The 10,651-nt window shown below is 44.3% G+C and carries 13 protein-coding genes and 1 tRNA gene; 9 read left to right on the top strand and 5 right to left on the bottom strand.

All coding sequences use genetic code 11. The annotated features are described in order from the left end of the window. Position 1: 1 nt before the first annotated feature. Positions 2-74 (bottom strand) — tRNA-Gly (locus Q4561_RS12480). Between the two features lie 104 nt (positions 75-178). Beyond that, positions 179-724 carry an oligoribonuclease gene (gene orn / locus Q4561_RS12475; protein WP_303460856.1) on the bottom strand — a complete coding sequence of 182 codons (546 nt, stop codon included), beginning with the start codon at positions 722-724 and terminating at the stop codon, positions 179-181. An 84-nt stretch (positions 725-808) separates the two neighbouring features. Here orn and rsgA point away from each other — a divergent pair, with 84 nt between their 5' ends. The 4 genes from rsgA to Q4561_RS12455 all read left to right on the top strand — a co-directional run bounded on the left by rsgA (position 809) and on the right by Q4561_RS12455 (position 4,544). After that, the gene (rsgA, locus tag Q4561_RS12470; RefSeq protein ID WP_303460854.1) at positions 809-1,855 is read left to right on the top strand and encodes a small ribosomal subunit biogenesis GTPase RsgA; all 1,047 of its coding nucleotides are present in this window, start codon (positions 809-811) and stop codon (positions 1,853-1,855) included. Between the two features lie 167 nt (positions 1,856-2,022). Further along, the gene (gene asd, locus Q4561_RS12465; RefSeq protein ID WP_303460852.1) at positions 2,023-2,967 is read left to right on the top strand and encodes an archaetidylserine decarboxylase; all 945 of its coding nucleotides are present in this window, start codon (positions 2,023-2,025) and stop codon (positions 2,965-2,967) included. A 3-nt stretch (positions 2,968-2,970) separates the two neighbouring features. Further along, positions 2,971-3,855, top strand: a complete 885-nt coding sequence (locus Q4561_RS12460) for a DMT family transporter (protein WP_303460850.1) — start codon at positions 2,971-2,973, stop codon at positions 3,853-3,855. Then, complete coding sequence (locus tag Q4561_RS12455; RefSeq protein ID WP_303460848.1) at positions 3,855-4,544, top strand: glycerophosphodiester phosphodiesterase family protein; 690 nt, start codon at positions 3,855-3,857, stop codon at positions 4,542-4,544. The genes Q4561_RS12460 and Q4561_RS12455 overlap by 1 nt, the downstream gene beginning before the upstream one ends. Positions 4,545-4,702: 158 nt before the next feature. On the opposite strand, the gene Q4561_RS12450 is transcribed toward Q4561_RS12455, so the two are convergent. Together Q4561_RS12450 and Q4561_RS12445 are read right to left on the bottom strand one after the other, a co-directional pair. Beyond that, entirely contained in the window at positions 4,703-5,131 is a 429-nt protein-coding gene (locus tag Q4561_RS12450) for a MerC domain-containing protein (RefSeq protein WP_303460846.1), read from the bottom strand. A 190-nt stretch (positions 5,132-5,321) separates the two neighbouring features. After that, positions 5,322-6,188 (bottom strand): divergent polysaccharide deacetylase family protein, encoded by an 867-nt coding sequence (locus tag Q4561_RS12445; protein ID WP_303460844.1) that lies wholly within the window; start codon positions 6,186-6,188, stop codon positions 5,322-5,324. A 285-nt stretch (positions 6,189-6,473) separates the two neighbouring features. On the opposite strand from Q4561_RS12445, the gene Q4561_RS12440 reads away from it, so the two are divergent. Beyond that, positions 6,474-6,806, top strand: a complete 333-nt coding sequence (locus Q4561_RS12440; protein WP_303460843.1) for a hypothetical protein — start codon at positions 6,474-6,476, stop codon at positions 6,804-6,806. 94 nt (positions 6,807-6,900) lie between these two features. Here Q4561_RS12440 and Q4561_RS12435 read toward each other — a convergent pair whose 3' ends face one another. Continuing rightward, entirely contained in the window at positions 6,901-8,055 is a 1,155-nt protein-coding gene (locus Q4561_RS12435) for a murein hydrolase activator EnvC (RefSeq protein WP_303460842.1), read from the bottom strand. Positions 8,056-8,312: 257 nt separating this feature from the next. On the opposite strand from Q4561_RS12435, the gene Q4561_RS12430 reads away from it, so the two are divergent. The 4 genes from Q4561_RS12430 (at position 8,313) to gpsA (ending at position 10,596) form a co-directional block, all read left to right on the top strand. Continuing rightward, entirely contained in the window at positions 8,313-8,738 is a 426-nt protein-coding gene (locus Q4561_RS12430; protein ID WP_303460841.1) for a rhodanese-like domain-containing protein, read from the top strand. Between the two features lie 12 nt (positions 8,739-8,750). Further along, a complete protein-coding gene (grxC, locus tag Q4561_RS12425) occupies positions 8,751-9,011 on the top strand; it encodes a glutaredoxin 3 (protein WP_303460840.1) in 261 nt (86 codons plus the stop codon). Positions 9,012-9,073: 62 nt separating this feature from the next. Continuing rightward, on the top strand, positions 9,074-9,580 hold the full coding sequence (secB, locus tag Q4561_RS12420) for a protein-export chaperone SecB (RefSeq protein ID WP_303460839.1): 507 nt from the start codon (positions 9,074-9,076) through the stop codon (positions 9,578-9,580). 11 nt (positions 9,581-9,591) lie between these two features. Then, positions 9,592-10,596 (top strand): NAD(P)H-dependent glycerol-3-phosphate dehydrogenase, encoded by a 1,005-nt coding sequence (gene gpsA / locus Q4561_RS12415; protein WP_303460868.1) that lies wholly within the window; start codon positions 9,592-9,594, stop codon positions 10,594-10,596. Positions 10,597-10,651: the final 55 nt, after the last annotated feature.

Here is a 10,651-nt window from a genome sequence, read left to right as displayed (position 1 = left end):
GAGCGGGAAACGAGATTCGAACTCGCGACCCCGACCTTGGCAAGGTCGTGCTCTACCAACTGAGCTATTCCCGCATACAAAAAAAGGCACTTCGTTTTGAAGTGGTGCGCATTGTACAAAAATAATTTTATTTGGCAACCATTAATTGGATTTTTTTGTACAAACGCACCATTGTCGGCTAAATCGTGAACACTTTCTCACGATAGTAGCGCATTTCTTCAATAGACTCGCGAATATCATCAAGGGCAAGATGAACACCCTTTTTATCGAACCCCTCTAACACTTCAGGCTTCCATCGCTTAATCAGCTCTTTTACGCTGCTCACATCAATACTGCGATAATGGAAGTATTCTTCTAGCTCTGGCATGTATTTCACCATAAAGCGTCTATCTTGGCCTATAGTGTTACCACACAGCGGAGACTTACCTGCATCGACATAGTCTGCCAAGAACGCCATAGTTTGGCGCGCAGCTTCAGCTTCAGTCACCGTGCTGGCACGACAACGCGCAGTAAGCCCAGTTTCGCCATGTACCCGCGTGCACCACTCATCCATATTATCAAGTACGTTATCAGGTTGATGCACAGCAATAACAGGGCCTTCTGCGAGAACATTTAACTGAGCGTCCGTCACTATCGTGGCTATTTCCATTACCACACAAGTCTCAGGATCGAGTCCTGTCATTTCCATATCTATCCAGACTAAATTGCTGTCGTGCTTTGTCATCGGCTTCCTCATAGTACTGAGGCATGGCAACCATGCCCTACAAACGTTATTATAGCCGCAGTATACGTGAACTAGAAAAGAATCGTGGCGAAAAAACCAAAACTTACACACAGACAGAAACGCCAAGTTGCAGCTAATAGAAGTAAACGGTTGCAAGATAAGCATGGGGATAACAAACAAGCCTCACTAGATGAAAGCCAACTGGTGAGTGGTGTTGTCACCGGTCGCTTTGGTAAACATGCCGATGTCGAAGATACCGAGGGCAATGTGTCTCGGTGCCATATTCGCCGCACCGTCGATTCAGTAGTTTGTGGTGATAAGGTACTATTTAGTAAAGGTGACGATGCCGACTCGGGCTCTGTTCGCGGTGTAATTGAAATTGTTAACGACCGCCATTCAGTGCTCACTCGCCCTGACTTTTACGATGGCATAAAACCCATTGCGGCCAATATCGATAAAATTATAGTGGTAAGCGCTACCCTACCTTCATTGTCTACCCACATTATCGACCGCTATTTAGTGGCCTGTGAAGACATTGGCATTACGCCGTTTATTGTTTTAAACAAAGTGGAGCTCCTTTCACAAAGTGAGCGAGAAACCATTAATGCACAATTAACCGTTTATAACGATTTAGGTTATGAAGTGCTTTTCACCAGCTGTAAAACCGGTGAAGGTATTGATGAACTTAATGCCTACTTAGATAACAACGTGAGTGTTTTCGTTGGTCAATCAGGTGTGGGGAAATCTAGCTTAATTAATCAAGTTTTGCCTGGTGCCGACATACTCACTGGTGAAGTGTCAGATAACTCAGGCTTAGGCCAACACACCACTACCGCAGCCAAGCTACTGCATTTACCCGCTGGCGGCGATTTAATTGACTCTCCAGGCGTGCGCGAGTTTGGCTTATGGCATATACCAACCGAACGAATTACTTGGGGTTTTATTGAATTTAGAGACTACTTAGGTGGCTGCAAATTCCGGGACTGCAAACACCTTAACGACCCTGGCTGTATTCTTAGGGAAGCCGTAGATGAAGGTAAAATTAATGCCGAGCGTTTTGCCAGTTATCATAAAATTTTAACTACCATGGACGAGCAACGCCCGAGCCATAGCCAACCTCCTGGCGCATAAGGCTAACTTTTACTATTTTTTTGGCTTGTTGAAATAAAATACAGATACAGTTTCAACAAGCCCGCCCTTCTCGCTTATTCCAAGTTTGTAGCATACATAATCTTAAAGTTGCTTACGTGCATATAAGTTAGGGTACAATTAACCTGTCTTTTTAATGGAGAGCTTTCGTGCTGGACTGGCTTAAAATAAACTTACAATACATTACCCCTAAACATTTGTTGTCACGCCTAGTAGGCAAATTAGCGGCAGCAGAGCTTGGTGGTTTCACTACGTTTCTTATCAAGCTTTTCATCAAGCAATATAATGTTGATATGAGCGAGGCGTTACATTCAGATCCTGCCCATTACCGCAGTTTCAACGCTTTCTTCACTCGCCCATTGAAGCCTGAAGTTCGCACTATTGACCCACGAGAAGATGTGTTAATTCAAGCGGTAGATGGCACGGTAAGTCAATTTGGCGACATTGAAGCTGACAGTATATTTCAGGCCAAAGGGCATGATTACAGCCTTACCAGCTTACTAGGCGGCAAACCCGATTTAGCCGCACCGTTCAAAGACGGAAAATTTGCCACCATTTATTTAGCCCCTCGCGACTACCACCGCATTCACATGCCGGTAGAGGGAACGCTTACCGACATGGTTTATGTTCCTGGTGAGTTGTTCTCAGTAAATCCGCTAACCGCACAAAATATTCCTGGCTTGTTTGCTCGTAACGAACGGGTTGTAGCGTTATTCGATACGCCAGTAGGCAAAATGGCTATGGTGTTAGTGGGTGCAACGATTGTGGCCAGTATAGAAACCGTTTGGGCGGGCACTGTGTCGCCGCCTACGGGTAAAAATGTACAACATTGGTCTTACGAGAAAGATACCGAAGCAAGCGTACACTTAGCGAAAGGTGACGAACTAGGTCGCTTTAAACTAGGCTCAACCATTGTGGTATGTTTCGAGAAAGACATGATTGATTTTGATGCACTCGCCCCTGGCCAAATTACCCGATTGGGTGAGCCAATGGCGTTCAATGCGAACCAAAGTGCGAGCGCTAATGTTAGTGTAAGTGAAAATGAAAGCGAAGATAAAAGCGCTGATTTAGGCAAGCATGCGCCAACAAGCTAGTTTATGAATGCAGTAAAAAAGAGCCTGATATCACTGCACTTTACCGTTGCATTACTGGGCGGTACAGCGCTGTTTTCTCACTTTGTGCCACTCAGTGCCAGTGATATTACGCTAATGCGCTCAATGTTTGCTTGTATCGCGTTGTTTATCTTTTTAAAGTTTTCGAATGAAAACTTAACGCTGACGAGCGGCAAAGATTATTTGATTGCCATAGGCCTAGGTATTTTAATGGCGCTGCATTGGGTAACCTACTTTGCAGCCATGCAATACTCAAGTGTGTCTGTAGGCATGATAGCGCTATTCACCTTCCCTGTAATAACCGTGCTGATAGAACCGTTTTTCGAAAAGTCTCATTTAGTCTGGCAAGACGTAGTCTCTGCACTTACCGTGATTGCTGGCGTGTACTTTATCGTACCTGAAACGTCTTTAGATAATGATATTACGCTAGGCGTGGTGGTTGGTATTGCGTCTGCGGTGCTTTATGCGTTTAGAAACTTAATTCATCGAAAGCACTTTAAGCAATACAGTGGGGCAAAAGCGATGGCGTGGCAAACGCTTGTTATTGCGATATTTTTGTTGCCCACGGGCAGCGATGAAATTGTTGAAGCCCCCATGAGTGCATGGCTAATGTTGTTACTGTTAGGCACGGTGTTTACCGCCTTACCTCATGCATTAATAGCAGCTAGTTTGCGTCACCTGCGAGCCAAAACCTTTTCTCTCATCGCGTGCATGCAGCCTTTCTATGGCGTGATCCTTGCCGTATTACTGCTAGACGAAAACCCTAGTGCCAAAACCATTCTAGGCGGCATTTTAATTACTTCAGCTTCTATTTATGAAACCCTAAATACCCATAAATTGACTGGCGCAGCTGAAAAGGAAGAAACCTGATGCTTATTATTGCGCACAGAGGTGCTAGCGCTACTGCGCCAGAGAACACCTTACAGGCATTTACCCTCGCCTTTGCACTGCAATCTGATGGTATAGAGTTCGACACCTACCAACATGATGAAGCCATAGTGGTATTTCATGACAAAACATTAGGTCGCACGACTAATGGCTCAGGGCTTCTATTACAGACCCCACTGGCGCAATTAAAGCAACTAGATGCCGGTGATGGCGAAACTATTCCTACCTTAGAAGACGTATTGGCTACCCTACCGGTTGGCGCATTATGCAACATTGAAGTAAAGCATCTACACAATGCAGAAAGCTGGGTACGAGATGTTAAGCGAGCAGTAGAAGAGGCTAACATTGAGCCTGACACCCTGTTGATATCTTCGTTTAATCACCATTGGTTAGCTGCTATAAGTGGCTTATGGCCTGAAGTTGCTACTGGTGCGCTAACGGCGACCTACGCGCTCGATGCTACCCATTGCGCCCGCCAGTTAAAGGCAAAGTCTATAAATATTGCTTTAGACATAGTGAATCAAGATTTTGTCAATGAAGCCAAACTTGCTGGATTAGATGTGTATGTTTATACGGTAGACGAACCGGAAGATATGCTGCAGTTAAAACAGTGGGGGGTGACCGGTATTTTTACTAATGTGCCTGATATTGCGAAGGGTGTTCTCGCTTAAGCATCTGCAAATAAAGTGGCTGTATATTAAATGCCTGTAAATCTTGCGCTTGTAGACTAAGCACTTGTAATAAGCACTTGTAATAAGCACTTATAAATTAAATGCTTTGTGCGCTCGGCTCCAAACCTACTCTGCTCTCAACCTACTCTGCTCTCAACCTACTCTATTTCGGCAGACAAGTGATCAGAAAATACAGTTTCTCTACAGCACTTACATTGACGGCATAAACGCATGTTGATCCAGTGGCCAGATACAATAAGTAACGCTCCCACCGCTATGGTAAAGGGTTCGTAAGCTTCACCAAACATGTTCTTATTCCAATAAATCGCACCACCGGTAAGTAGCAGCGCTAACGGGTAATAACGCCCATGGTAGCGCGTGGCACCACCGATAAGGGCTACGGTGCCGATAATTATCGATATGGTTAAAATGCTGCGTTCGAACCAAACTTGCGCGAAAAAAGAAGAACCAATAAGCGGCAATAAAGGCACGGCAACAGGTAGCGCTAAGCAATGCAACGCACACAAACTCGACACCCAAATGCCTAATCTGTCTAATTTTGTTGGATTGTCGTCTACCGAATTCATCTCATCACACCTTTAAAACTATAACGCGCATCTAACTAAACAAGCGCCAAAAACCGCAGGATAACTCTGCCAGAGACGTTATAATATAACATTTTATTGGGAATGAAAAACTTTACCCTATGATATTTTCAATCTTGAACAGAACAAAATGCGATAAGGCCAACTGAGGCAGGTTGTACTATTAGATTTGTTATTCGTTCGGTGCAGCCGCTATCGCTTCTGATAATGCGTTTTTGTCTACGTCCTTGCTTGATAAGACGTCTATATCCTTGTCTAATTCAGAGGATAATTCAGAAAATGATTCTGAGGATGATTCAGAGAAGTACTCATCTACCGACGTTAGCGTAATACCTTCATTAGCCAAGGTGGGCAATATTTGTGTTAGAAAAGTGAGCGTTTCGGGGTAAGGGTGGGCAATAACCACCACAGTGCCGTTGCGTTTAGCGAGTTTTTTAGTGTATTCAAACTGTTTGTAAAGTGACCTAGTTGAGCGATCGTTATCAAGAAATACCTGTCTACTCGTATTAGGTACTCCTAAACGTTCTGCCACTTTTTGTGCTGTGGTATATACACTGGTTCTGCTATCTACAAAGAAAAGCCCTTGGCGTTTAATCTCTTCCATAATCGTTTGCATGGCTTGTTCTTCCACCGTGAACGCACTGCCCATATGGTTATTTACGCCTACGGCATTTGGTACACTTTTAAGCGCAGCTCTTAACGTGTGAGTAATCGCAGCAGGATACATATCGGTAGATAAACCCAAAGGTCCCATGGCTTTGCCACTGGTGGATTGCATTGGCATGTGTAACATGACAGCGCGGCCTTGTTGCTCGGCTTTACGTGAAATAGTTTGCGCAAGAGGGGTTTGCGGTAGTATTGAGAACGTAACTTCGCTTGGCAACCTAAAGGCGGCTAAGTCTGATTGTCGGTAGCCTAAGTCATCCAGAATAATAATGATGCGAGGCTTTATGGGTACATTCGCTGACGGCGCAGCATGACTCGTAAAGCAGGTCATTAAGATAAGATATAAAACACACAGACGCCAAAGCACCTTCATTTACGTTTCTTCACTTCCATTATTGATTTTTTTTATTTCCGCGCGCACTGTTTACAACATCAGCCCCATCCGCAATATCCGCATGAGAACAACGTAGCTTTTTGAGGCCGACATTGATGCAGCATATCAATTTACGAAAAGGAAACAAGCACTGTCCTACACTTGCTCAATACTTGCCCATTACTTTTTGAAGTGTAAAGCTTGCGTAAAGAAGATGAATATACCTAAATTTCAGCTTTAATGGTCGATAAGGTTAAAACGTATACTATTTCTAGTGAGGTAATAATGATTTCATCTGTAAACAGTTCCACCATGCACGCTGGTATGCCGCCTCGCCCTGAAGGACAAGCACTTACCGATTCACAAAAAGAGTCTGTAAGCTCTATTTTATCTTCTTTCGATCCTGAAAACCTATCAAGCGATGATGCAGCTTCAATTGTTGAGCAATTTAAAGAGGCGGGTATCGAGCCAAGTAAGTCATTAAACACTGCACTAAGCAGTGCCGGATTTGACGGTAAAAATGTGGCTGAATTAGCCGGTATGGGTAAGCCGCCACCGCCTCCACAACAAGATTCTGCGAATTTACCGGATAATTCGACTTTTTCTATAACGGTGTAAACTGGTTCGGCATATAAAGTTAATTGGCCAAGCCCTGACAGTTGTTAACTAAACTCGGCCAGTTAATTAAGTGCAACGATTCAATGAAGTAGCACTAGTTAAACCAAGCGGTGGGATTTAATGCTTTTCCCTTATGGCGTATTTCGAAATACAAGTTAGGATAATCTTGCCCACCGCTTCTTCCTACCAAGGCAATACTTTCACCTGAAAGAATGTCATCGCCCGCTTGTTTTAATAACGCTTGGTTATGACCATAAACACTCATGTAGCCTTCGCCATGATCAACGATAGCCACTAAGCCAAAACCACGAAGCCAATCGGCATAAAGTACTTTACCCGACGCTACACTTTTTACTGCTTCGCCTTCTGAACCATCAATAATAATCCCTTTCCAGCGCACTTGGCCTTGTCGACGATTACCAAAAAGCTTACGAATATGACCCTCGACAGGTGCAATTAATTTGCCCTTTAACTTGGCTAAGCCATCTAACGATACTTTAGCCCGTGCTGCCGCGCGTTCGGCGGCAATTCGCGCCGCTTCAATAGCATCAAGTAAGGCCTTTTCGTTCGCTTGTAAGGTAGCAATTCGCCCGCTTTCGTTAGCAATGGTTTTATTGAGTTTATCTAGGGTTTGTTTTCTATCGTCTTGTCGGGTTAATAACACCCCGCGCTGATTTTCTTGAGTTTTACGTAGTGCTAGTAGAGATTCCGCTTTTTCAGCCAACTCTTCGGTTACCGCTTCAAGACGAGCTACGTTATTTCTAAAACGGGTAATTTCTTGCTGACGGGCTTTTGCTAAATATTGGTAATAGGTAATAACACGTTCGAAGTTGCGCGCGTCTTCTTGATAAAACAGCATTTTAGCGTAATCGTAATGCCCTGCCATAAAAGCACTTTTCAATTGGCTTGAAAGTAATGACTGTTGCTGACGAATGGCTTCTTTTAATGCCTCTTGCTCTTCAGCTAACGCTTCTTCTTCCGCTAGTACGCTATTTAATTGCTGTTTGGTTTGCGCTAGGGCTTTCGCCACCTTTGCTATTTCAAGCTCTGAGACTTTAAGCACTTCTGCTAGCTCTTTGGCACTGGCTTTATTGTTTTTCAAAACCTGCTGGCGAGCCCGAAGTTCGACTTGTAGTTCTGCCAATTTTTCTTGGCTGACATCTTGCGCCGCCACGGTGAATGAAGCTAGGCTCGTACCAATAAAAGCAGTAAGTAAACATACAAGTAAGCAAAAGCGTTGAGTAAACATAAAAAGGTAATAGCAGCCTTTAGCGGTGTATTGGTGGTAAAAACAGATTGCAGAATTTGCCTACAATCATGGTGATAGTTAGCGTATCAGTGTATCTGAGGGCTAGATTAAATCCCAGTGCAATTTGGTTGTAATATCAAGCAGCTATTGTACTGGGCGCATTTACAATACTTACTGAAGTAATGCAGGGTGGTTTCTCGTCCGTTTTTCTATATACTTTGCACTCTTTTTATGGTCTGTAGACAAGGTTAGAAGTAATGGATCAGCTAATAGCGTTTGCCAGTAACAACATTGTTCTTGCTGGAGTTTGGGTTGCTTTGGTAGCCATGTTGGTGTTTAGCTACATCACAGTGTGGACATCTTCAATTAAAGAAGTGACTACCCACGAAGCCACTTTATTAATGAATAAAGACGACGCCGTTATCTTTGATATGCGTGCGGCGAAAGACTATAAGGCTGGGCATATTTTAGGTGCTAAGCAAATAAAACCGGAAGAATTACGCGAGAAAAACTTCGCTAAGCTTGAAAACAGCAAAGATAAACCCATTATCGTTGTATGCGCGATGGGCAATCAAGCTCGTGGCACAGCTGGTGCAATGTCAAAAGCAGGGTTCACTAATGTGAAAGTGCTTAAAGGTGGCATGAACGCATGGCAAAGTGCCAGTTTACCAATTTCCAAATAATAGGTGATCATAGTGAGTAAAGTAGAAATTTACACCAAAGGGCACTGCCCGTACTGCCATAGGGCGAAAGCACTGCTTGCACAAAAAGGTGTTGAGTTTCAAGAATACCCTATTGATGTGCAACCTGAACTTCGTGACGTAATGATTGAGCGTGCGAATGGCGGCTGGACAGTGCCACAGATATTCATCGATGATCAGCACGTAGGCGGCTGCGATGACATGATGGCCTTAGAAGCACAGCAAAAACTAAATCCTATGCTTGGGTTAGCATAACGCGTCAGCGCGTACAGCAACGCAATACATTAAAGTAAAACGATAATTAAACAGGAAATATCATGGCTGACGATAATCAGACTACAAATGGCGCCGCAGTAGGCGACCAAGCGCAAGCCCCTCAATTCAATATTCAACGTATCTACACTAAAGATATCTCTTTTGAGTCGCCGAATGCGCCGGCTATCTTTACTAAAGAGTGGAAGCCAGAAATTAAGCTAGATATTGACACTAGCACCAACAAACTAGACGAAAACGTCTATGAAGTGGTGTTGTCAGTAACTGTTACCGCTACGCTTGGCGAAGAAACTGCGTTCCTATGTGAAGTTCAACAAGCCGGTATTTTTGCCATTGGTGAAATGCCTGATCAGAACAAAGCTCACACGCTAGGTTCATTCTGCCCGAACATGCTTTTCCCATATGCTCGTGAAACGATTTCAAACCTTGTAAACCGTGGAACTTTCCCTCCACTGAACTTAGCGCCAGTTAACTTCGACGCTATCTTCGCTGCTTACGTTCAAAAACGTGCACAGCAAGTTCAAGGCGAAGCGCCTAAGATGGACGCGTAAGCATCATTATGATGAACCCGAATTCGGTTTCAGTACTAGGGGCGGGGTCTTATGGCACCGCCCTTGCTTTTTGTTTAGCCAGAAATGGCAACCCTACTTTGTTGTGGGGACGCGATGAAAAGCATATGGAAGCGCTGGCTTCTAGCAGAGAAAATGCCCGCTACTTACCAGGTGCTACGTTTCCTAATGCATTGAATGTAAATGCCGATTTAGAAAGCGTAATAGCCGCTAGCCAAGATATTTTAGTGGTTGTACCAAGCCACGGCTTTGCTGCAATGCTTAACAGTATTAAGCCTTTATTGCAGCCTACTCATAGAATTATTTGGGCTACTAAAGGGCTTGAGCCTAAAACTGGCCGCTTGCTGCGAGAAGTAGCAGAAGAAATTCTGGGTACTGCATATCCTCTGGCCGTGTTATCTGGCCCCACATTTGCGAAAGAAATGGTGGCTGGCTTGCCTACCGCTATCTCGCTGTCATCCACTGACGAAACCTTTGCTGACGAGTTTGCCGCTAAGCTACATTGCGCTAAATCGTTTAGGGTATACAAAAACCCTGACTTCACCGGCGTACAATTAGGCGGTGCGGTGAAAAACGTGATTGCCATAGGCGCTGGGTTAGCCGATGGGTTAGGTTTCGGCGCCAATGCACGTACAGCATTAATTACGCGTGGTCTAGCAGAGCTTACCCGCCTCGGCGTAAAACTAGGTGCGCAACCAGAAACCTTTATGGGCATGGCTGGCCTTGGTGACTTAGTACTAACCTGCACCGACAATCAGTCACGTAACCGTCGATTCGGCTTAGCTTTAGGTCAAGGTAAATCTGTCGATACGGCGATTGAAGAGATTGGGCAAGTGGTAGAAGGTTATCGCAACACAGAAGAAGTGCATGTGTTGTCGCATAAAGTAGGTGTTGAAATGCCCATTTGTGAGCAGATTTACGCTGTACTTTATCACGGTAAATCGCCAAAAGAGGCCGCATTGACCTTACTTGGTCGCGACCTTAAAAACGAAGCCTAATTAAAAAAGATATTCAAAATAGATAAAGCGCGCAGCTTCAAACACTGCGCGTTTT

It is taken from the genome of Alteromonas sp. 1_MG-2023, assembly GCF_030547075.1.
GTDB lineage: Bacteria > Pseudomonadota > Gammaproteobacteria > Enterobacterales > Alteromonadaceae > Alteromonas.
Note: the sequence above shows the minus strand (reverse complement) of the source record. Positions and strands in the feature narration are given on the sequence as shown.